Below are 22,476 nucleotides of genomic sequence, written 5' to 3' on the forward strand. Positions count from 1 at the left end.
GCCGATCCGGGCGATTTTGCGGCGCCTCCGCAGGGGGGCCACATTCGCTTAACCCTCTTCCCCCGCACCTTGCCGGAAACAGGCTCTAACCCGGCGCAAAACGGCCCCCGGCCGGCGAAAACCGGTTAAGCCGATTGTCTCCAATTGCGCCGTTATGGCCCGGACCGGCCCGGTTCGTGTCCCGGTGAGGTCCCGCTTGCCCGTCAGGTTCGCCCCAACGCGAACATGTGGGTGGGACCAATGGGCGAGCTCAACTTTCAAGGCTGGATCGGACAGGCGGCAGGGCCGCTGACGACCAATGTGCAGGACATGACGATCCTCGAGCTGGACGGCACCCAGGTGCTGGCCACCGTCTCGGGGCGCGGCGGCGGGCTGGTGACCTGGCAGATGACCGCCACCGGCCTCACGGCCCTCGACGTCAGCTATTTCTCGACCAGCGTCTCGGACCTGCTGACCGGCAGCGTCCAGCGCGTCAGCCACGCCGGCAACGATTACCTGGCCATCGGCGCCAACGACACCGGCACGCTTTACGGCTACCGGCTCGAGGCGACCGGCGGCATCGGCGGCGCTTCGTGGATCGGCGGCGCGCCGGGCGCGGCCACGCGCCTCACCGCGGGCGACATCGCCTGGGACATCGCCGCCAGCGCCAACACGATCACCAGCAGCCGCGCCGGCAGCGACACGATCCGCGACACCATGGGCGCCGATCATGGCCTCGGCATCCTCTCGGCCGTCACCGCGATCGAAACCGTGCAGGCCTATGGCCAGGCCTGGGTGCTGGTCGCCTCGGCCGCCGCGTCCGGCGGCATGGGCGCGCTGTCGGTCATGCGCCTGACCGAGACCGGCGCGCTGATCCCCGCCGACCACGTGATCGACAACCTCGACACCCGCTTTGGCCAGGCCCATGCGATGGCGACGGTGATGGTGGGCGACATGCTTTACCTCGCGGCCGGCGGCGGCGACGACGGGCTGAGCCTGTTCCAGATGCTGCCCGACGGCACGCTGACCCATGTCGACACCGTCTGCGACACGCTGGAGAACGGGCTGCAGAACGTCGAGAGCCTGGCCCTGGCCCATATCGGCGGCACGCTCACCCTGGTCGCCTCGAGCCAGGTCGAAAGCGGCCTCACCCGGTTCGACATGGATGTCAGCGATCACGGCGCGGTGCGGACCGGCACCAGTGGCGCCGAGATGCTGTCGGGCGATGCGGACAACAATCTGCTGCACGGCGCGGGCGGCAACGACACGCTTTATGCCGGGTCGGGCGACGACACCCTGTCGGACGGCGCGGGCACGGACATCCTGACCGGCGGCACCGGCCGCGATGTCTTTGTCATGACCGCGGACGGCGCGCGCGACAGCATCGCCGATTTCACCCCCGGCCAGGACATGATCGACCTCAGCCGCTGGCCGATGCTCTACCAGCTCGAGCGGCTGACGCTCGAGACCACGGCAGAGGGCGGCCGCATCACCTGGATCGGCGGCGAGGTGCTCGAGGTGCTGCACGCCGGGCTGACCCTCTCGGAACTGCGCGCCGGCCTCACCCTGGGCGCCGGCGACCGCCCGCTGCTGGTGGTGCGCCAGGACCGCGCGGGCACCGATGGCGACGATGTGATCACAGGCTACTGGGGCAGCGACCAGATCCTGGGCCTGCGCGGCGCCGACACGATCAACGGCGGCGAAGGCGACGACGGCATCTATGCCGGAAAGGGCCATGATCGTCTCTATGCCGGGGCCGGAATGGACACGGTCGACGGCGGCATGGGCTGCGACAAGATCTGGCTGGGCGCCGATGACGACCGCTTCATCGACCACGAGCAGACCGGGGCCGATGGCGCCGACGAGGTCTACGGCGGCGCGGGATGCGACTGGCTCTGGGGTGCCGGCGGGGCCGACACGCTGTGCGGCGACGAGGGCGCCGATTTCCTGCGCGGCGGCCAGGGCGCCGACCGGCTGTACGGCGGCCTCGGCCAGGACACGGTCGAGGGCGGCCTGGGCCGCGACCGCGCCTGGCTGGGCGGCGGCAACGATCTTTTCCGCGACGTGGACGAGGGCGGCGAGAACGGCGCCGACTACGTCGAGGGCGGCGCGGGCCGCGACACGCTTCTGGGCGCGGGCGGGGCGGACACCCTGTCGGGCGGCGACGACGCCGACTGGCTCGAGGGCGGCAATGGCGACGATCACCTGCTGGGCGGCGGCTGGGGCGACACCTTTTACGCAGGCAATGGCAATGACCAGGTCGAGGGCGGCCTTGGCGCCGACCAGGCCTGGATGGGCGACGGCAACGACGTCTTCCTCGATTGCGACCAGGACGGCGCGGCCGGCAACGACTCTGTCTACGGTGGCACTGGCAACGACACGATCGGCGGGCTTGGCGGCAACGACGTCTTTTACGGCAACGACGGGTTCGACATGGTTTCGGGCGGTGTTGGTGACGATTTCCTGCACGGCGGCGACCAGGCCGACACCCTCTACGCGGGGCAGGGCAGCGATACGGTCTACGGCGGGCGCGGCCGCGACACGGTGTTCCTGGGCCAGGGCCACGACCGCTACAGCGACAATGCCCAGTCCGACATCTACGGCGCCGACACGGTGGACGGCGGCGCGGGCCGCGACACGATCGACGCGGGCGGCGGCGATGACGTGCTGACCGGCGGCGCGGATGCGGACCTCTTCGTCTTTTCGACCCGCGCGGGCGACCGGCACATCACCGATTTCGACGCGGGCGAAGACCGGATCGCGCTGGACATCGACGGACTGGGGCGCGGCGGCGTCAGCCTGACCGGCACCGGCAATGGCGCCCGGATCGATTGGGACGGCGGGTCGGTCTGGCTTGAGGACGTCGGGATGGCGCAGATCTCGCTGGCCGACATCGACTTCCTGTGATCACAAATCCCGGGCCTTGAGCCATTGGGTCAGCGCGGCGCGCAAGTCCTCGCTCAGGGCCGGGCCGGACAGGGTCAGGCTGCCATCCTTGCCCTGGCTGAGCTTCAGCCCCGGCCGGATCTCTTCGGGCGCGGTTTTCGGCGTTTTGGGCCGGGTCAGAGACTGTTTTTGCGGCTCGGCAAAGGCGATGAGGCGGTCGAGCTCGCCCGCCGCATCCGCGGGCGGGCTGGCCGAGAGCTCGGCCCGCAGCCGGTCCGTGGCGCCAGGATCGGCATCCAGCACCTTGACCAGCGCCAGCCCGGCGCGTTCCGGCAACGCCTCGGGGAAGCGCAGCACGTCCTCGAGCCGGTCGACCAGCCGGATGAAGGACCCGATCTTGGACCGCTTGGCGCGGGAGGCCGAGGCAAAGAGCACCCGCAGCCCCTCCTGTTCATCGGCAAAGACCCCGCGGGCAACGGCGCGCGCCACGATCCGCGCCCGCTCGTAATAGCTGAGGTTCGCGCGGATCTCGTTTTCCTCGACCATGGCGAGATAGGCGGCGGGGGCATCGGCGGGCTGGCGCACCAGGGCCTGCACCTCGGCGAAGCGGTCCTCGCCGGTCTCGGCATGGAGCCGCGCCAGCGCCTTGCAGCGCCGCCAGCCCGAGATGAGGCCATAGGCGCCGTCCTCGAGCCGCGTCACCTCGACCGGGGTCTGCTGGCCACGCGCGCGGAGGGATTGCGTCAGCGCGTCCATCTCGTCGCTGTCGATGCCGAGCCGGTCGCGGACCAGGTAATCGAGGCGGATCGCCTCATGGGGCAGGGACAGCACCATGCGGCCCTGGGCGCGCGCCTCCTCCATGGTGCGGGAGAGTTCCGCGAGCGCGGCCTGGGCCGAGCTGTCGCCGGCCACCTGCGCGATGGGCGCCGCGCGGGTGGGGCCGAGAGGCGACAGGCCCGGGGTGTCGTCCGTGGGGGCGAGGTAGTCGGGGTTCGCGGGGGTCAGGCGTTTGCGGCGGGCCATCAGCGGGGCGCTCCGTGGCGGGTCGGGCAGGGGGGCCAGCCCCCGTCCGCCAAAGGCGGACTCCCCCGGAGTTTAGAGGCAAGATGAAGAGGGATCGGGCGCGCGATGTGGCTCTGTTTCGGGCTCATTCGGCGGCCTCCGTGCTTTGGGCGGCCTTTTCGTCGCGGCGCCAGGCGCCCAGAAGCAGCGCCTTGAAGGCGGCATAGGTGGCGTCGAAGGTCTCGCGGCCCCGGGCATAGGTCTCGCGGTTGAAGTCGCGGTAATCGGCCTCGTAGATGCCCTGCACCTGTTCGCCAGCCTGGCCGATCAGCGCGGTGAAATCCTGCCGGTGCGGCGAGAGGGTGGCACCCAAGTAGGCCTGCATGAGGGCGGCAAGCTCGGCCTGCTGGGTGCCGTCGAAGCGGGTGACCACGGCGCGCACCGCGTCCCATTCGAAGGCGGTTTCCGGCCGACCCAGCGCGCGGGCGGCGAGGTTCTCGGCCTCTTCGATGCTTGAGAAGGTCGAATGCAGCATGTCGAAGAAGCGGCCGGTGCTGTCGAACTCGAGGAAGGAGGCGCCGAGGGGGACGAGCAGGATGTCGGCGGCGGAAAGCCCGTTGATCGTGAGGTAGCCAAGCGCGGGGGGCGTGTCGAGGAAGACGATGTCATACTCCGACAGGATCCCGTCCTCGTCCAGCACCTGGGCCAGCGCATCCCACAGCTTCCAGCCGCGGCCCTGCATGCGCCAGACCGGGATCTGGAATTCCGCCCAGTAGAGGTTCAGCTGCGCGCCGATCAGGTCGATGTTGGGCCAATGGGTCGGCTGCACCAGGTCCTGGGCACGGATCCCCAGCGCCTCGGTCAGCGTGTCGTCGAGCGGTTGCGGCGCCTCGCCCCGGTCGAGCCGGCGCTGGTTCTCGCCCCGCTGGTAGGCGGCATAGTGGCGGGCGAGCAGGGGAAAGACCGTCTGCCATTCGTCGGCCACCTTGCCACCGAAGATCGAGGTCATGGAGCCCTGGCTGTCGAGATCGATCACCAGCACCTTGTAGCCGTCGAGCGCGGCGGACATGGCCAGATGCGCCGCCGTGGAGGTCTTGCCGACGCCGCCCTTGAAGTTGGCGACGGCGACCATCTTGGCCGGCAGGTCCTTGGGGCGGTAGGGCAGGTAGTTCTTGGTCTTCGACCCCTCGGCCGCGAAATGCGCGCGCAGGCGAAGGACCTCGTCGAGGGTGAACCACTTGGCGCCGCCCTCGGTCTCGGAGGTGCCCTGCGGCAGGTCGGGGTTCTGTTTCAGCACCCGGCGGAAATGGCCCTGGGCCACGGGGATGAGATAGCGCGTGATCTCCCAGGTGGAAAAGGGGCGCAGGCGGCGCGTGCCGCCGTCTTCCAGCCCGCGCGACGAGAGGTCGTTGCGGCCTGCGGCGGCCGCCTTGGCGATACTGGCGAACCCGTCCGAGGTCACCGGCGCGCCGAGCGCGGCCGCGGCCTGGTCGGGGTCGATGCCGAAATAGGGGGGCATGGTCATGGCTGAAACTGTCTGCTCCTGTCCCGATGCGGGTCTCCCGCTGCCTGCTTGTCCGGGCTTCTTGTGAGCCCTTTGGCGCCATGTGCGCTGTTTTGAGTAGGATACAGGAAAAGGCGCCACATGGAAGGCTTTTCGCTACACGGGCCGCCCATCCCGTTCATTTTCTCAGCAAATCCGGGCTCTTGCCAAGGGCAGGGCGGGCCGTGGGCCAAAAAAATTCCCGCTGTTTCGTTATAAGATTGGTTAGGGATTCAGTTACGGACCCCGCGTAGCCCCGGGAATCTGCCTTGAATCAGGAGCTTGGGGCGCATCTGACGGCCTCGCCCGACTCTGAAACCACGCCGTGGCGATTCTGAAACCACGGCCGCCCGACTCCGAACCCCCGAGAGCCGGGGGCCCGGCGAACTGGACAGGGGCCTGTGGATAAATCTAGGGTGTCACTGAAACCCCGAAACCGAATCCCGAGAACGGGATCGACATAACGGGCAGAGGGCAACGCCCCTCGAGAGGCAGTGAAAGACGCAGGCAATGACCAGGCAACTTGTGCCGGGGTCGGGGCTTTTGCCCGACCGGCATCCGACCACAGACATGTTTCTGTGCGACATCTTCGATGCATCGCCCAAGGGGGACCTGGGCAGCATGGAGCATCCGATCTTTTCGCTCTCCACCCGGCCCGACCGGCGCATCCTCAGCTATGCCCATAACGATGCGCGGATCGAGGTGACGCCCAGCGTGAAGGGGCGGGCGACGATCCACGACAAGGATATCCTGATCTATTGCGTGAGCCAGCTGATGGCGGCGCTGAACGCGGGCCGCGAGATCGGGCGGACCTTGCAGCTGCGCGCCCATGACCTGCTGGTGGCGACGAACCGCGACACCTCCGGCGACGGCTACGCGCGCCTCAAGGAGGCCTTCGAGCGGCTGGCGGGCACGCGCATCACCACCAACCTCACCACCGGGGGCATCGAGACCACCCGCGGCTTTGGCCTGATCGAGGCCTGGGAGATCGTGCGCCGCACCAGGGGCGGGCGGATGATCAGCGTCAGCGTGACGCTCAGCGACTGGCTGTTCCGCGCGGTGCAGTCGAAGGCGGTGCTGACCCTCAGCCGCGACTATTTCCGCCTGCGCAAGCCGCTCGAGCGGCGGATCTACGAGATCGCGCGCAAGCATTGCGGCCGCCAGTCCGAATGGCGCGTCTCCATGGCGGTGCTGCACAAGAAGGCAGGATCCGCCGCGCCGATCCGCGTCTTCCGCGCCGCCATGCGGAAAATGATGGAGGCGGAAACCCTGCCCGATTACATCATGAGCGAGGAGCCGGGCGACATGGTCCGCTTTGACCGGATCGCCGTGATCGAGGCGGACACCGCCCCCGGGCCCGGCGAAGGCCCGCTGCTGACGCAGGGGACGCTTGAGGCGGCGCGGGCGCTGTTTCCGGGCGCCGATGTCTATGGCCTGCAGGCAGAATGGCTTGCCTTCTGGGCCGGGACAGGAAAGAAACCTCTGCGCGACCCGGACAAGGCGTTCCTCGCCTGGGTCGAGAAGAGACGAAAGAGAGGATAGATGGCCCGCGTTTCCGTCATCGTACCGGTGTACAACGTCGCCGATTACGTCGCCGACAGCCTCGCCTCGCTCGCGGGGCAAAGCTTCAAGGATTTCGAGGCCATCGTGATCGACGACGGCTCGACCGACGGCAGCGGTGCGCTGGCGCGTGGCGTGGTGCTGCGCGACGAGCGCTTCACGGTGATCGAGCAGGAGAACGCCGGGCTTTCGGCTGCGCGCAACGCGGGGCTCGCGCGGGCGACGGGGGACTATGTCTGCTTTCTCGACAGCGACGACCGGCTGGCGCCGAATTACCTCGAGCGGCTGGTGGGCGCGATCGAGGACAGCGGCGCCGACTGGGTCAGCTGCGGCATCGCCTTTCACAGCGAGCCCGGCCGCGATGGCGAGGCCGAGGCGCCGATCCTGCACACCGGGATGCATGGCCACCTCAAGGCCGACTGGAAGCTGCCCGAGGGCGGCCGCCCCGAGCGGCACGAGCTGACCGACTGGCGCGCCGTGGTGCGGCACTATCCCAGCGCCTGGAACAAGATCTACCGCCGCGCGCTGATCGGTGACACCCGCTTCGACGAGGGCATGAACTACGAGGATCACGCCTTCTTCTGGCGCTATGCGGCCAAGACCGACCATATCCTGCGCCTGCCCGAGGCGCTGTACCTGTCGACCCAAGGGCGCGAGGGCCAGATCACCCGCGACGGGTCCGAGCGGGTCTTCGACCAGTTCACCGTGCTCGAGCGGCTCGAAGGGATCTCGGCCGCCTCGGACAAGGCGGGCCGGACCGAGGCGCTGTCGCGCATCGCCACGCGGCTGACGCTGGAACGGGCCGAGGCGATCAAGGACCGTGCCCGGCGCGCGCGGTTCGTCGCCCATGCGCGCGACTGGATCGCGTCGCGCGGCTATGCCTATGACGCGACGCTGGGCGTGCCCGGCTGGTGGATCGACCTGATGGAGGGCGCGGTGCCCGTCACCGTCGTCGTGCCGTCCGACGGCGCCGAGAACGCGCTGCGCGACACCCTGGCCAGCCTCGCCCGCCAGAGCCTGGTCGAGACCGAGATCCTTGTCGTGCCCGATGACGACCAGGCGCTGCCCGGTAGCCAGGCGCGGCGGCGGATCTACGCGCTGGCCTCGGAGCGGCCGGGCGTGTCGGTGATCGCCGGCGGGCAGGGGGTCGAGGGCGCGCGCAACCGCGGGCTCGAGGCGGCGCGTGGGCGGGCGATCGTCTTTCTCGATGCCGGCGACACGCTGCCGCCCCGGGCGCTGGCCGCCTGGCAGGGCGCCATGCGCGCGGCCGGCGCGCAGGTGGCGCTGGCGCAGATCCGCATGGGCGACGCCGAAGAGCTGAACCCCGGCATCCATGACCGCAGCGCCATCCCCGAGGCGCGGCTGACCTCCGAGGCCGGGTTCCGCCCGCGCCCCGAAGAGGTCGCGGTGCTGCATGGCCACCCTTCGGCGCGGATGTTCGACACGGGCTTTTTGCGCGCGAACCGGCTGGGCTTTGCCCCGGGCTTCTATTCCTCGACCCGGCTGCTTTACGCCGCGCTTGGCAAGGCGCAGCGCGCGGTCTGGGTGGAAAAGCCCCCCGTGCGGCTGGCGATCCGGCCCGAGACACGCAAGCTCTGGCGCGCGCCGCTGAGCCCGGCCGAGATCCTGGTCGCCCTGCGCGAGATGGCGGCGGATCCGGACATCGCCTATCTCGAGACCGGGACGGGCGGCGGCTGGCAGGCCCGGCTCTGGGCCCGCGCGGTCTGGGAGAAGATGAACTTTGGCCAATACGGCACCGAGGAGACCCACGAGGTCTTTGCCGCCGAGGTGGGGGAGCTCTCGACCGAGGTGCCGGGGCTGACGGACGCGGTGGCGCTTGACCCCTTCATCGGGCCGCGGGTGCGGATTGCGATGGGGCTGAACGTGCCCGAACCGGAGCCGGAACCGGCCGAAACGCCCGTCACAGAGACGGATGCGGAGGGCGAGGCGGGCTGATCGGGGCCTTCTGTCGGTCAGGTCTCAATCCGCTCTCTTGCGGTTGATGCCGGTTTTGCGGTTCCGGCCGGTCATGCCCCAGGCGCGGAATCAAGGCCGCAGGCCGCCGCGCATCATGCCGTAGGCATGTCTCCGACATGACGGGCCGCCCGTCGCACCAGAGGTGCGCCGAGAACATTGGCCCGCCTGTGGCGGGACGGCACGGCGATTTGGCTGGGCTGGGTGCGCCGTTCTCATGTCTTTCGGACTTGGCTGGGATAAAGTGCCTAACACGACCGTCGGATCGCCATACCGCGGCCCGGCGATGCGCGGCTTGGCGCTTGAGTAGAGGGTTCAGAGACACCGGCCCGCCGGGCCGGTGCCCGGGCGCGCCTTGCCCGGGGCTCCGCCGCTGAGGCGCTGAAAAGGGTCCACTGGACCCTTTTCCGGGCGCGCCTCACCCCAGCACAGCTTTTGCCAGGCTGCTCTCTTGCCACGGAACAGAGACGCTGTCGTCGTAAAGCACGTCGCCCCGGCTCGACAGCAGCTCGGCGTAGCGGCGGTATTCCTCGGCCCGGTTGAAGTGCCGGCCCCGCGCCACCTCGGTGGTGATCCGGGTCGCGAAATGGCTGTCGTACTTGAAATGCGCAAACAGCAGCTCCTGCGCCGCCACCTGCGTCTCGGCGCTGTAATGCAGCCCCTCGGACAGGCGCATCCAGGGGCGGTAGCGCAGCAGCGCGTATTTCTGCGCGAGGAAGGTCAGCGCCCGGCTGTCGGGGATCAGCCGGTGCCGCACCGCGCTGACCCGCGTCTGGTCGTTCGAGAACACCCCGCGATAAAGCGGGTCGATCCGCACGGGGTCTGCATCGGTGAAGCCCGCGACGGCAAAGGGATCGTCGCCGAGATCGGCCTGGCCCAGCGGCCCTTGCGGGTACATGTCGAGCATCTGCACGCGGAAGGCGTCGGCCTCGCCCGCATGTTCGGCCACGAAGACATCCAGCGGCGTCTCGCGCCAGCCGGGATAGACCAGCAGCTCGTCGCTGTCGGCAATCAGGCTCCAGCGGTTGCGGCGCAGGGCCGACAGCAGCGTGACCTGCCAGGTCACCCCGTAGCGGGCCGAGGAATAATTGGTGTCGGCCGAGAAGACCGCGCAATCTTCCTGGGTCAGCAGGTATTCGCGCGTGCCGTCGTCGCTGGCATTGTCGACGAAGAAGAAGGCCGCGACCCCCATCTTGCGGTAATGCGCCAGGAACCGCGGCAGGCGGTCGATCTCGTTCCGGCAGGTGCAGATCACGGCCAGGTCGCGGGCATTGAGATCGGCCAGCTGCGCCTCGTCCGACAGAAGCTCGAGCTGGTTGCTGTCATAGCCGAGCCCGGCATTGGTGAAGCTGGGCCAGATCTTGCGCGGCCAGAGCGTGTTGGCGTCGCGCAGCGCCTCGGTCGGGGCCTGTTCCTCGGCCGTATCCAGATGCGCCATCTTGCAGGGCGAGGCGGCCGAGGGCAGGAAGTAATTGTCCCACAGCATGATCTGCCGGGCCTTGCCATGGGTGCGGCGCCAGATCGTGGTGTAGTAATCTTCCGACGCGACCTTGATCCCGCGCATGGCCAGCAGGTCGCCGACCACCTTGTCCTCCATGAAGGAGCTGTCGATCAGCTGCCAGCCCTGGATCGTGTCGCGGCTGGCCAGCAGCTGCGACATGGCATGGCGCGACAGGGTGTAGCCGCCGCCGCCATCGGCATAGGACGAGGGTTCGGGCGACTTGTCGAGCGATGTGCGCGCGCGGTCGCTCTGCGATTTCTCCTGGTGCCAGGACCGGTCCATCTGCCCCAGCGCGCGGGTGAGGCCGCGGCCGTAGTAGTCGAACTTGCGATAGGATTGCGAATGGAAGAACTCGTCGACGTTCAGGTAGCAATCGTCGTCGATCTTGAGCATGTATTCGAAATTGGTGTTCGCATGGACCCAGTCGACCGTGGCCAGCGTCTTTTGCGGCAGCCCCTCGTAATCGTCGGGCGCATCGAGCCGCAGCACGTCGCCATCGAGCGTCCCGTCGCCATCGCCGACCACGATCACGTAGGGAATGCCAAGCGCGGTCAGGTCCTTGAGCCAGCCGTCGCGCATCGCGGTGACCCGGGTCTCGAGGTAGGGCCGGCAGGAAAACACCGTCACCAGCGTGTCGAAGAGCGGCGAGGCCAGATCCCATCCCTCGGCCGTGACCGGCTCTTCGGGGAAGCGTTCCAGCGCGCCGGCGGGGCGGCCGGGGAACAGGGTCAGCGCGGCGCGGGCGGCATCGGGCGCGCCGTCCGTGGCGGCAAGCCGGTCCAGCGTGGCGAGGGCCGAGACCACGCTGGGCGCCTCGACGGCCTTGTCGCGCATCGCCTTGGGCATCTCGGACAGGATCTGCCCCAGCCGGGCCAGCGCCCGGTCGGCCAGCATCGGCGCGCCGAGGCGGATCGCGGCGCCCAGCAGCGACAGCAGCAGGCCCAGGCCGAGGTAGCCGCTGAACTGGCCCGAGATCTTGCGCAGATGCGGCATGACCTCTTCCAGCAGGCGCGTGGTCTCGGGGCCCTCGCCGTCCTCCTGAAGGGTCTCGACCAGGCGGTGCAGCCGGCGGCTCGAGCTGATCTGAACGCTGTAATAGGGCGCCTTGTCGACATTGTTCCAGCGCCGGCGCAGGGCATGGTGGGCGGCCTCGGCGAGGCCCGGATCGTCCAGCCTGTTGCCCGGAAAGGCCATGGCGCGCAGCGACAGCTCGCGCAGGTTCAGCCCGGTGGCCGAGAGCTGCATCACCGGGTCGGTGAGCGCCTCGAGCGGGCCGGCGCCGGCCGGGCCCATCAGTTCCAGCCTGAGGCGCGGCGCCTCGATCGCGCCGAGCGCGGCGAGGTGGCGCAGCGCCAGGTCGAGATCGCCGGCGTCCTCCTGCCCACGCGCATGGGCGGCGGTGATGGCAAAGGCGGCGCGGGCGGCGACCATGGTCTGGCTCAGCGCCATGCCATCGGCGACGCGGGCATCGACCAGCGTCCAGAACCGGTCGGAACAGGCAAAGCAATGCAGCACGAAATCGCGCACCTGGACCGAAATCGCGTCGGGCATCCGGTCGCGCATGGACAGAAGCACCACGGCCGCCTCGGTCATGCGCGCGCAGGGCAGGCGCCAGTAGGCATTGGCCGCGCGTTCGACCAGCGTCATCAGCCCGCGCAGGATCTGGTCGGTGAACCGGTCGTCCCAGGGGTAATTGTCGCGCGTGGCCAGCTCGGTCAGCACCCAGGCGACGGGCGGGGCGCAGAACCAGGCGCCGTCATTGGCGGTCATCGAGGCGACCACCTGCGCCGCGGCCTGGATCTCTCCGCGGATCATCAAGAAGGGCAGCAGCTGCGAGTTCTGCCAGGCATTGTCGGCCGGGCCGATCTTCTGGTCGGCGATCAGCGCCTCGAGCGCGCGCATCGCCGCGTGATCGCCGGCCTGGCAGACCGGCTCGACCAGGGCCAGCACCAGGCTGCGCCGGGCCTCGCCGTCCAGCGGGTATTCGGCCAGCAGGTCCCTCAGCACCGCGGCGATGTCGGCGCCGGGGGCGTCGCGCAGCCGGGTGTTCAGCTCGGCCTGGACACGGGCCGAGAGCACCTCGGCGGGGCCGGGGGTCTTGTCCTTGCGCGGGCGCTCCTCGGCCACGGCCTCGGTCACGTCGGGATGGCCGTCCGGAAACAGGTACGCGATGGCGTTGTAGAGACGGGCGGCGGTCAGCAGGTAGCGCCGGGCATTGTCGGTCAGCTCTTCGTAGAAGCCGCCAAAGCGCACGTGTTCGATCGCGGCCAGCGCGGCATAGGCATTGCCCTCGGGGGTCAGCGTCTCGGCGTTGCGCTCGATCGTGCGGATGATGTCGTCATGGGTGACCACCAGCGGCTCGCCGCACAGCAGATGCCCGGCCACCGCCTGAACCGAGACGCGGCCCGAGCCGCTGGCGGCCCAGATCCGCCCGGGCAGCGAGGCGCGCAGCCCGATGGTGGCATTGCCGAAGTTCAGGCTGCGGGCCACGGTCATGTTGTCCGACAGGTGGACGCGCAGCGGCTCGCCCAGCCCCTCGACCTCGATCCCCGGGCGGGTGCCGGGGCGGATCGGATCGAAGGCCCAGCCGGTCACGGCGAAACTGTCGGTGAGCTTGAGCTCGCCCATGCCGCGGCGGTCCTCGTTGGCCTCGCCGCCGATCTCGATCGTGTCGTCGATGATGCCGCCCTGCCAGCTGGCAAAGGCGGCCTGGCCGATGTCGGGAAAGCTCTCGTCGTCGTCGATCAGCACCTGGCCGTCGAGCTTGACCATGACATGGGGCGGCATGATCTCGATCTCGACATGGACCACGCCCTCGTGCAGCTCGACTTCATGCGGCGTTTCCTCGCGCCAGTGGTCCTCGTGCCGGGTGTTGGTGACGGCCACGTTCTGCTTGCCGCGCAACGACAGGTGGAACAGGATGTCGCGCCGCGCCGCGTCGAAGAACGAGAGGTTGGCATAGGGCACCTCTTCGTCCAGTTCGGCCGCGTAGGAAAAACTTGCGCCACCGTCGGCGAGGAAACGGAACATGCGGGAACTCCGGCAAGGACGGGTCGTCGGGCGCTGCAAGGGCCCCCTGCGTTGTGTCGGATTCTGCCAAGGGGCGCAAGGGCGGGTCCCCCCGGGGCCCCTTACCGACGATTGAATTCCCGCCGGCCCTCGGGTATTTGCGGCGGGCGAAGGGCCGCCGATCCGGGTCGCCCGGGGCCAGGCGGGTGCGCGCCCGGCCAAGCCCCAGCGGCAAGGGAGCAGCCCATGGCAGAGACGCCACAAGGCCACGTGTTCATCGTCACCTACGGGCGCTCCGGCTCGACCCTGCTGCAGAACGTGCTGAACGGCATTCCCGGCTACCTGATCCGGGGCGAGAACGAGAACATGCTCTGGCCGCTGGTGCAGACCTGGCTGATCGCCCGCGATGCCCAGGAGATTCGCGTCCGGCGCGAGGCGCGGCGCACCGGGCGCCAGCCCGACCCGCGCTACGGCACCCGGATCGATCCCTGGTTCGGCGCCGAGCTGATCGAGCCGCCCGAATTGGGCCGCGCCCTGGCGCGGGTGTTCACCAACCAGGTGCTGCGCCCCGAGCCGGACACACGTATTGCGGGATTCAAGGAAATACGCTTTCATCATGCGGGCGACAAGATGACGAGCTGTTTCGATTTCATGCTGAACTTCTTCCCCGGCTCCCGCCTGGTGTTCAACACCCGCAACCTGGCCGACGTGAAGAAATCGGGCTGGTGGGCAAGCTACCGCGAGGACGCCTTCATGGCCGAGGTGGGCCGCGCCGACCAGGTCTACCGCGACTACGCCGAGAGCCATTCCAAGCGCAGCATCGTGATGCAGTACGACGACTACCAGGGCAATCCCGGGGCCTTCGAGCGGCTGTTCGATTTCCTGGGCGAGCCCTTTGACGCGGACAAGGTGGCCGAGGTGATCGGGCAGCAGCTCGACCATCTCAAGGACAGCTGACGGCAGGGAGCAGGGAGGGGACGGGCCGCATGAAGGGACCCAATCAGAACAAGGGCGGCGGCGCGCCGGATGGCGGCTGGCAGCTCTGGGCGCAGAACCCGCTGCCGGTGCGGCGCTACGTCTTCATCGTGACCTATGGCCGGTCGGGCTCGACGCTGCTGCAGAACCTGCTGAACGCGATCCCCGGATTCGAGATCCGCGGCGAGAACAACAACGCCCTGCTGCACATCGCCCGCGCCTGGGAGGCGCTGGACAGCTCGCAGACCCTGGCCAGGCTGCGCGAGGCCGGCGAGCCGACCGACCAGACCCACCCCTGGTTCGGCGGAGAGCTGATCCACCCGCCCCATGTCGCCCGCGCCATGGTGCGCGGCTTCGTCAACACGGTGCTGAAGCCCTCGGACGACACGCGCGTCTCGGGCTTCAAGGAGATCCGGTTCCACGCCGCGGGGGAGGAGTTCGAGATGTATCTCGATTTCATCTACCGCTTCTTCCCGAACGTGAAGTTCATCTTCAACACCCGCGACAAGGACGCGGTGGCGCAATCGGGCTGGTGGAAGGGCTATGCCCCCGAGACGGTGCACCGGATCCTCGGCGAGGCCGAGGGGCTGTACCATGCCTACATGGAAAAGAACCCCGAGCGCGGCTTTCACCTGCATTACGACGATTACGTCGGCCGGCCGGCCAAGCTGCGCCCGCTGTTCGAATTCCTGGGCGAACCCTTCGACCGCGACATGGTCGAGCAGGTGCTGGGCACCAAGCTCGACCATCTCAAGAAACGCTCGAAATCCTCGAACTAGAGACTGTCTGGCCGGGGCAGGGGGGCGGGCCCGCCCGCCGCCGGCTCAGGTTTGCGGATCGCCTTCGGCTTCGGTTTGCGGACCGCCTTCGGCTTGGGTCGCCACCGCCGGCGGGGCCAACACGACGCGGGCCAGCCGCTCGGTCGCGTCGGGCGTCAGGTAGCTGCGCAGCCAGTCCGACAGGAAGGCATATTGCTCTTCCTGGGCCGGGTCCGCGCCCGGGTCCTGCGGCAGGTCGAAGGGCGTGCCGGCGGCGTCGAAGAAGGTCTCGTTGAACCATTCGAGCTTGTCGCGGTTCTTCCACAGGATCACCTGCCTGAGCTTGTCGTCGGGCAGTTTCAGCGAGGGCAGGTCGGCCAGTTCGGGCGCCTTGCGCAGCTTTTCGACCAGCGCCTGGCGCGCCTTGACCTGGCTTTGGTCGCGGGTCTGTTCGCCCTCGGGCAGGCGGACGTAGGTCTCGTTCATCATCAGCAGGAAGGCCGCCGCCGCCCCGGACAGGGACGAGTTGACCTTGGCCGGGCCGCGGTCGTCGGTGGTCGGCAGGTCGAGCCCCAGCTTTTCGTTCATCACGTAGAACAGGTCCGCCACCACGTCGCCCTCGTGCAGCAGCGCGCGGTCGAAGCGGCGGACGGTCATGTGCTCGGGCCCCACCGATTGCAGGTAGCGCTTGAAGCGCCAGATCGTGGGCGCGGTGTACTCCCAGGGGCTGGACAGCTCGCCCAGCCGCATCCCCGCGCGGATGAACTGGTCGAGGGCCGAGCAATAGAGACTGTCGGGGCTGCGCGCATAGCCGATCACCTCGATCTCGTCGAACATCTTGCGCAGGCGCTTCATGAAGGGGCGGTGTTCGTCGAGCGTCGAGAAATGCTCGCTCGACAGGATGACGATGCGGGGCTTTTGCTCCTTCACCTGCTTCTGCAGCCGGGCCCAGGCGCGCTGGCTCCAGTTCATGGCCTCCTGCTTGGAGGAGAAATGCGCGCGCAGCGGCGGCACCATGGGGCGGTTCGGCTGGTGGTAGAGGGTCGAGAGCGGCCGCGCCTGGTCGACGGGATCGTGGAAGACATAGGCCCCCGCCTCGGCCAGCGCCTTGCGATGGCGGAAGAGAACGCCCTGGATGACCGTGGTGCCGGTCTTGGGCGGACCGATGTGCAGGACGAGTTTCATGGGGGAGGGCCTTTCTGCCGCCGTCGGTGCTGCCCGGCAGGTAACACGGCAAGGTTGTCGCGTCGAGATGCGCCCGGGATGCGCCGCCTGGCGACGGGCGCGGGCGCGAAAAGGGGGGCGGAGACCGCCCCCCCGGATGACTGCGTGGCGGGGCCGGTCAGACCAGCACGATGTCGCCCAGGAGCCCGGCGGTCGAGCTGACCCCGTCCAGCGTCACCGTCGCGCCGGTGTCCAGCGTCAGCACCAGGTCGCTGCCGGCCAGCGAGGCCCGCGCGTCGAGCTCTGCCTGGGTCAGCGGACCGCCCCAGAGCGCGGCGGTGAAGCTCAGGTCATCCTCGCCCGATGTGAAATCGGTGAGGAAGACATCGCCCATCGCATCGCCGAAGACAAAGCTGTCATTGCCCGCGCCGCCGGTCAGCGTGTCGTTGCCGCCCAGGCTGTGGATCGTGTCCCAGCCGCCGCCGCCGAAGACCTGGTCGTCGCCGAAGGTGGTCTGCGCATCGTCCATCCAGGTGTCCGCGCCATTGCCGAGCACCGCGTAATCCGCGCCGCGCCCGCCATAGACCAGGTCGTTGCCGTCGTTGCCGTAAAGCGTGTCCGACTGGTCGCCGCCGTAGAGGCTGTCGAACCCCTTGCCGCCGCGGATGTAATCGGCCCCGGTGCCGCCGTAGAAGGCGTCGAACCCGTTGCCGCCGAGGATGATGTCGTCGCCATCCTCGCCCCAGACGGTGTCGTTGTTCAGCGGCGCCTCCTGGGTGTTGTCCTCGAAGGTGTCGTTGCCCTCGCCGAGGTAGACCAGGTCCTGGCCGTTGCCGCCGAAGATCGTGTCGTCGCCGATATTGCCGTAAAGCGTGTCATGGCCGTCGCCGCCGTAGATCAGGTCGTTGCCCTTCTGGCCGGCGATCAGGTCGGCGCCGATCTCGCCCGAGAGCGTGTCGAAGCCGTCGTTGCCGTAGAGGCTGTCATTGCCGTCCCCGCCCGAGGCGAAATCGCCCTGGGCGCCGCCGATGAGAAGGTCGTCGCCGGTGCCGGCCAGCAGCGTGTCGAAGCCGTCGCCGCCGTTCAGCGTGTCATGGCCATCCGCGCTTTCCAGCCGGTTGCCGCCGGCATCGCCGATCAGCCGCGCCGAGAGGCCCGAGTTGAGGAACTCGGCATTCTCGATGCTGGCCAGCGCGTCGATCCCGTTGGGCAGCGGCGCCAGCGTGCCGGTGTCGAGCCCGCGCACCAGGCCCGCGGCGAGGTCGATCTCGACCACGAAATCGGGCCCGGTGTAGGCGTCGAGCGTGACCCGCAGCGTGTCGTTGCCGCCATTGCCGAAGAAGCTGTCCTGCCCGGTGCTGGCGATGAAGAGGTCGTCGCCTTCGCCGCCGCGGACGATGTCGTTGCCGGTGCCGTCGTAGAGCGTGTCGTTGCCGGCCCCGCCGTCGAGATCGTCGTTGCCCTCGTCGCCTTCGAGCACGTCGTTGCCGCCGTAGCCGCGCAGCGTGTCGTCGCCTTCGAGCCCGCCGAGCCAGTTGTCGACCGCGTTGCCGGTCAGCGCGTCGTTCATCGCGGTGCCGGTGGCACCCTCGATGCCCGTAAAGCTGTCGCTGTCGCCGAAGCTGTCGGTGGCCTGGCCGGTCAGCAGGTTCACGTCGACACCCTGGGTGCCGCCGTCCTCGAGGTGGTAGCGCAGGATGTCCCAGCCGCCGCCGCCGTGGATCGTGTCATCCCCGGCCTCGCCGACCCAGCCCTCGGAGGCGTCCGAGCCCTGCATGCTGTCGTTCTGATGCGTGCCCTCGAAATGGTCCGCCCAGGTGAAGGAGGTCGCCACGCTGCTGCCCGAACGGCTGGTCGCCGTCCCTGCGCCCTGCGCGCCGACGGTGAGCGCGATGCCGGTGCCCGTGATGTCGGTGAAGATCATGTCGAGCCCGAAGCCCGCGTTCTGCGACCAGGCCGCGGCGTGACCCATGACGGTGTTGGTGCCGGTGCCGGCCTGGACGATGTCGCCGTAGCCCTGGCCATCGGCCGCCCCGCCCGAGGCGTCGATCGTGTCGTCGCCCGCATCGCCGCGCAGCCGGTCGCGGCCATCGCCACCCACCAGGTAATCGGCGCCGGCCCCGCCCGAGAGCGTGTCGTCGCCCGCGCCGCCGTAGAGCTGGTCGTCGCCGTCATCGCCGTTCAGCTCGTCATGCCCGAGCATGCCGCCCAGCGTGTCGTTGCCGCCGCGCCCGTCGAAGCGTTCATCCGCATCCGAGCCGTTGATCACGTCCGCCGCGTCGGTGCCGCGCACATGGTCGATCAGCGACACGGTATCGGTGGCGCCGAAGCCGTCGACGATGGTGCCGGCCGCGAGGTCGGCGATGATGCCGCCCATGCCGCCGTTGCTGGCGTCGTTGCTGTAATCGGCGCGGTCCCAGGCCGCGCTGCCGGTGATCGTGTCGGCGCCGCCGAGCCCGCGGTAGCTGATGTATCCCAGCGCGGCCGAGCCGGTGAAGCTGTCGGCCTGGGCGGTGCCGCGCACCGCCTCCATGTTGCTGAAGCTGTCGGTATTGCCGAAGCCGTCGGTCGCCGTGCCGGTGGCAAAGTTCACATTGATCGCCCCGGCGCCGCCGTCCTGGGCCTCCTGGTGGTAGAGCAGTTCGTCATAGCCTGCTCCGCCATCCATCGTGTCGTTGCCGGCAAAGCCGCCCCAGCCTTCCCAGTTGGCATTGCCCGAGCCGATGAAGGTGTCGCCCGCCCCCGTGCCGTAGAAGAGATGGGCATAGGTGAAGCTGTCGTTGACCACCCCGCCCACCGCCGAGACCGCGGTGCCGGTGCCGTCCGCGCCCACGGTGACGGTGATGCCGCCGGTGCCGGTCACGTTGCGCCACGAGAGGTCGATGCCGTCGTTGTAGACCGTGAAGAGCTCGGCATGGCCGATGATCACGTCGGCGCCGGCGCCCGGCTCGATGTAGTCGCCGCCGGTCTGGCTGCTGGCCGCGCCGGTGCCGGCGTTGATCGTGTCATTGCCGTTGCCGCCCGACAGGTAATCCTGCCCGTCGCCGCCATCGAGGCTGTCGAAGCCGTTCTCGCCGTAGAGGTCGTCGTCGCCCGCGCCGCCGATCAGCGTGTCGAACCCGGTGTCGCCGCGGATCGTGTCATTGCCGGCCAGCCCGTCGATCAGGTCGTCGCCCGCGGTCCCCGCCAGCAGGTCGTCGCCCGCGGTGGCCCCGTCGCCGCCGCCGCCCGCGCCGATCAGCTCGTCGAAGGTGAAGGTGCCGTCGGTAAAGCGCACCTCCTCGACATTCGTCATCACGGCCACCGTCTCGCCGCTGTCGATGCTGCGGATCGAGACGTTCTCGGCGGTGCCGGTCATCTCGTAGGCCGTGAAGAACTCGGCCCGGCTGAAGCCCTGGCCGCCATCCAGGCGCTGGATCTGGTGCAGCTGGACCTGGTCGGTGCCGCCCGCCCCGTCGAAGTCGAGGAAGTCGAGACCCCATTCCAGCTTGAGCACGTTGCGGTTGCCGTCGCCCTGCACGATGAGATCGCCGCCGAACTGGCTGACCACCCGTTCGATGTTGACCATCTGCGTGGTATACAGCACGTCGGCCCCCGCGCCGGTGCCCGAGAGGCCGCTGACGGTGATGGTGCTGCCGAAGGTGATGCGCTGTGCCGCCGAGCTGTCGTCGCGCACCGCGCCGTCGTCGTAATCGGCGCCGCCGTCGAGATAGCTGTTGCCCTCGTAGACCACGAGGTAATCGTCGCCCGCGTTGCCGAAGAGCGTGTTGTCGTCATCGCCGCCGTAGAGGCTGTCGTTGCCGGCAAGGCCCACCAGCGTGTCGTCGCCGCCGCGGCCCTCGAGCTCGTTGGCGTCATGGGTGCCGGTGAGGCTGTCATCGCCCTCGCGCGAGCCGCGCACCGCCTCGAAATTGCTGACCTGGTGGGAAAAGGCCGTGCCGTTCCAGGTGCCGCTGACGGTGCCGGCCAGCAGGTCGACGGTCACCGCGTCGACGCCCGAGCGGTCGTAGCGCAGCGTGTCGTAGCCGCCGGCGCCGTCGGCGGTGTCGTTGCCCTGGCGCAGGATCATGCGCTCGTCCGCATCGGTGCCGCGGATGCTGTCGTCATTGTCGGTGCCGCGGAACTCGGTCACGTTCTCGGCGCCCACGATGGTCTCGGCATTGCCCCAGCCGTCGTCGAAGATCTGGCCGGTGGAGAAATCGGCCCGCAGCCCGCCGGGCGCGTAGCGGAAGTCGAGCCGCAGCCCGCCATCGCTGGCACCTATGTTGTAGCTGTCGGCCCCGTCGCGGCCGGCCACGATCATCCAGCCGCCATCGGCCGAGGTAATGTTGAACGTGTCGGCGTGGCTAGTGCCCAGTACCCCCAGCCCGCCGATGTCCCAGCCCGCGAGGATCGGGTTTTCCACGTCCAGCAGGGTGGTGGTGCCGTTCACGCCCTTGTCGATGACGCCGGTATTGGCATTGCCGTTGATGTTGGCGGTGATCCCGGCATCGAGATCCCAGTGATGCAGGTCGACATAGCCCACCGACAGGTCGGCGAAATCGACCGTGTCGTTGCCGGAGCCGGGACGGACGCTGTCGTAATCCTCGTTGTCGCCGGGGTTGATGTAATCGTCGCCGGCAAGGGTCTCGATCGTGTCGTTGCCCGCCCCTCCGAAGAAGCTGTCGTTGCCGTCGGTGCCCCAGATCCGGTCATTCTCGGAGACCGAGACATTGGGCAGGGCGTCGAGGTCGATCACCTCGCCCGGGCCGAAGCCCGAACCGACGGGTGCGTCCACGGCGCTGACGATCGAATTGTCGAACGCGTCGAAATCGGCCGCGTTGTTCATCTGGGGCAGCGCGGCGCCGCCCAGCACCACCGCGTATTCGCCCACGTCGTCGAGGTCGATGTCGATTTTCAGCACGTAGCTGGTGCGGATAGTGCCGCCGTCGTTCCAGCGCACCTCCATCATCACCGCATAGCGGTAGTCGGGGCTGTAGGAGCGGTAATATTCGAAGAGCAGCGAATAGACGTCATTCGCGTTGTCGAGATCGAAGCTCGAGGGGTTCGGGCCGGGGGCATCGTCGGGCAGGTTGTAGCTGTAGCTGACGGTGCTGACACCGGGGGCCACCGCCAGGTGGATATCCGCCTCGTAGAAATCGTTCGCGACGTTCTGATCGTCGAAGGAATAATAGAAGCCGTGGAAAGTATAGGTGGTCATGTCGGTCCCCTTGAATGTCCTGTGGTCTCATGCGCGCCAGCGCCGCGCCGTCCCTTGCGCGGCAGACCCGTTCCCTTATGGCGCCAGCCTAAAAGGGCATGCGCGCGCATGCAACCGGGGCTGCGCGGCACCCCCGTTTTTTTCGTTCCGATGCTTGTGGTTAATGTCCCGGGCGGGTCCCCGCGGGGATCACTGCGTGACGATGAACCCGCCGGCAAAGACATCGGTGTCGTCATTGCCGTGGAAGACCCCGATGGCCTTGCCCGGACCGACCAGCCCCTCGAGGTCGCCATCGTCGTTGTCGAAGGTCACCTCGCCCGACAGGTCCCGCCCGGAGAAGGTGCCGCGCACCCGCAGCCGCCGGTCGGTGCTGGTGCCGGAAAGGGTGCCATCGTCGAAATCGGCCGTCAGGGTGAGGCCGCTGCGGGCAGAGCCGGTCCAGCCCTGCAGGTAGTCGCCGCTGCGGGTGATGCCCGAGATGTAGCCCGCCTCGTAGCTGCCGGTCATCACGGCCGAGCCGGTGCTGGGCGGGGCGGCCACCGCCGTGCCCTCGGTCAGGCCGGCATGGGCGACAAAGCCCTTGCCCTCGATTTCGCCCACCTTGTAGGCGTAGCCGTCGCCGTTGTCGAAATCCGATCCCTCGGCCGCGACCTGGTCGAAGCCACGCGGGATGTTGCCCCCCGAACTGGCGTCGACAAAGCCCGAGCGGGTATATCGATCGTTGCTGCAGCCGGCGGCCAGCAGGGCCAAGCCGAGCAGGGCAATGGTACGTGTCATGGATATGTCCCCAGGTGAGCCAGCGAAAATGCGCCGGGCCAGGCATTTAGACCATCGCCTCGGTGCGAAGACAATTCGAATGCGCCTTACATAAGACGGGTTAGACGGCACATGTCCGGGCCCGCCCGGCGGCCCCATCCGTTACCGC

11 protein-coding genes are annotated in these 22,476 nt (G+C 68.8%); 5 read left to right on the forward strand and 6 right to left on the reverse strand.

What is annotated here, in order from left to right:
* Window positions 1-240: 240 nt before the first annotated feature.
* Entirely contained in the window at window positions 241-2,886 is a 2,646-nt protein-coding gene (locus MF270_RS26300) for a calcium-binding protein (protein WP_238368597.1), read from the forward strand.
* On the opposite strand, the gene MF270_RS26305 is transcribed toward MF270_RS26300, so the two are convergent.
* A complete protein-coding gene (locus MF270_RS26305) occupies window positions 2,887-3,888 on the reverse strand; it encodes a ParB/RepB/Spo0J family partition protein (RefSeq protein WP_238368598.1) in 1,002 nt (333 codons plus the stop codon).
* A gap of 124 nt (window positions 3,889-4,012) precedes the next feature.
* The gene (locus tag MF270_RS26310; RefSeq protein ID WP_238368599.1) at window positions 4,013-5,392 is read right to left on the reverse strand and encodes an AAA family ATPase; all 1,380 of its coding nucleotides are present in this window, start codon (window positions 5,390-5,392) and stop codon (window positions 4,013-4,015) included.
* Window positions 5,393-5,920: 528 nt separating this feature from the next.
* Here MF270_RS26310 and MF270_RS26315 point away from each other — a divergent pair.
* Both MF270_RS26315 and MF270_RS26320 read left to right on the forward strand, forming a co-directional pair.
* Window positions 5,921-6,952 carry a replication initiator protein A gene (locus MF270_RS26315; RefSeq protein WP_238368600.1) on the forward strand — a complete coding sequence of 344 codons (1,032 nt, stop codon included), beginning with the start codon at window positions 5,921-5,923 and terminating at the stop codon, window positions 6,950-6,952.
* Complete coding sequence (locus MF270_RS26320; RefSeq protein WP_238368601.1) at window positions 6,953-8,926, forward strand: glycosyltransferase family 2 protein; 1,974 nt, start codon at window positions 6,953-6,955, stop codon at window positions 8,924-8,926.
* A gap of 436 nt (window positions 8,927-9,362) precedes the next feature.
* Here the strand turns inward: MF270_RS26320 and MF270_RS26325 are convergent, their stop codons facing one another.
* Window positions 9,363-13,475 (reverse strand): glycosyltransferase family 2 protein, encoded by a 4,113-nt coding sequence (locus MF270_RS26325; protein ID WP_238368602.1) that lies wholly within the window; start codon window positions 13,473-13,475, stop codon window positions 9,363-9,365.
* Between the two features lie 225 nt (window positions 13,476-13,700).
* On the opposite strand from MF270_RS26325, the gene MF270_RS26330 reads away from it, so the two are divergent.
* On the forward strand, window positions 13,701-14,411 hold the full coding sequence (locus tag MF270_RS26330; protein WP_238368603.1) for a sulfotransferase: 711 nt from the start codon (window positions 13,701-13,703) through the stop codon (window positions 14,409-14,411).
* A gap of 29 nt (window positions 14,412-14,440) precedes the next feature.
* The gene (locus tag MF270_RS26335; RefSeq protein ID WP_238368604.1) at window positions 14,441-15,208 is read left to right on the forward strand and encodes a sulfotransferase family protein; all 768 of its coding nucleotides are present in this window, start codon (window positions 14,441-14,443) and stop codon (window positions 15,206-15,208) included.
* Window positions 15,209-15,253: 45 nt separating this feature from the next.
* Here the strand turns inward: MF270_RS26335 and MF270_RS26340 are convergent, their stop codons facing one another.
* From MF270_RS26340 to MF270_RS26350, 3 genes are all read right to left on the reverse strand, one after another.
* A complete protein-coding gene (locus tag MF270_RS26340) occupies window positions 15,254-16,372 on the reverse strand; it encodes a hypothetical protein (RefSeq protein WP_238368605.1) in 1,119 nt (372 codons plus the stop codon).
* A 157-nt stretch (window positions 16,373-16,529) separates the two neighbouring features.
* The gene (locus MF270_RS26345) at window positions 16,530-21,551 is read right to left on the reverse strand and encodes a beta strand repeat-containing protein (protein WP_238368606.1); all 5,022 of its coding nucleotides are present in this window, start codon (window positions 21,549-21,551) and stop codon (window positions 16,530-16,532) included.
* A 189-nt stretch (window positions 21,552-21,740) separates the two neighbouring features.
* Complete coding sequence (locus tag MF270_RS26350; protein WP_238368607.1) at window positions 21,741-22,328, reverse strand: hypothetical protein; 588 nt, start codon at window positions 22,326-22,328, stop codon at window positions 21,741-21,743.
* Window positions 22,329-22,476: the final 148 nt, after the last annotated feature.

It is taken from the genome of Mesobacterium pallidum (genome assembly GCF_019966535.1).
Taxonomy (GTDB): domain Bacteria; phylum Pseudomonadota; class Alphaproteobacteria; order Rhodobacterales; family Rhodobacteraceae; genus Mesobacterium; species Mesobacterium pallidum.

Bases quoted from the DNA above. Each gene is read 5' to 3' on its own strand.
- MF270_RS26300 (WP_238368597.1), top strand. From the start codon at position 241: ATGGGCGAGCTCAACTTTCAAGGCTGGATCGGACAGGCGGCAGGGCCG.
- MF270_RS26305 (WP_238368598.1), bottom strand. From the start codon at position 3,888: ATGGCCCGCCGCAAACGCCTGACCCCCGCGAACCCCGACTACCTCGCC.
- MF270_RS26310 (WP_238368599.1), bottom strand. From the start codon at position 5,392: ATGACCATGCCCCCCTATTTCGGCATCGACCCCGACCAGGCCGCGGCC.
- MF270_RS26315 (WP_238368600.1), top strand. From the start codon at position 5,921: ATGACCAGGCAACTTGTGCCGGGGTCGGGGCTTTTGCCCGACCGGCAT.
- MF270_RS26320 (WP_238368601.1), top strand. From the start codon at position 6,953: ATGGCCCGCGTTTCCGTCATCGTACCGGTGTACAACGTCGCCGATTAC.
- MF270_RS26325 (WP_238368602.1), bottom strand. From the start codon at position 13,475: ATGTTCCGTTTCCTCGCCGACGGTGGCGCAAGTTTTTCCTACGCGGCC.
- MF270_RS26330 (WP_238368603.1), top strand. From the start codon at position 13,701: ATGGCAGAGACGCCACAAGGCCACGTGTTCATCGTCACCTACGGGCGC.
- MF270_RS26335 (WP_238368604.1), top strand. From the start codon at position 14,441: ATGAAGGGACCCAATCAGAACAAGGGCGGCGGCGCGCCGGATGGCGGC.
- MF270_RS26340 (WP_238368605.1), bottom strand. From the start codon at position 16,372: ATGAAACTCGTCCTGCACATCGGTCCGCCCAAGACCGGCACCACGGTC.
- MF270_RS26345 (WP_238368606.1), bottom strand. From the start codon at position 21,551: ATGACCACCTATACTTTCCACGGCTTCTATTATTCCTTCGACGATCAG.
- MF270_RS26350 (WP_238368607.1), bottom strand. From the start codon at position 22,328: ATGACACGTACCATTGCCCTGCTCGGCTTGGCCCTGCTGGCCGCCGGC.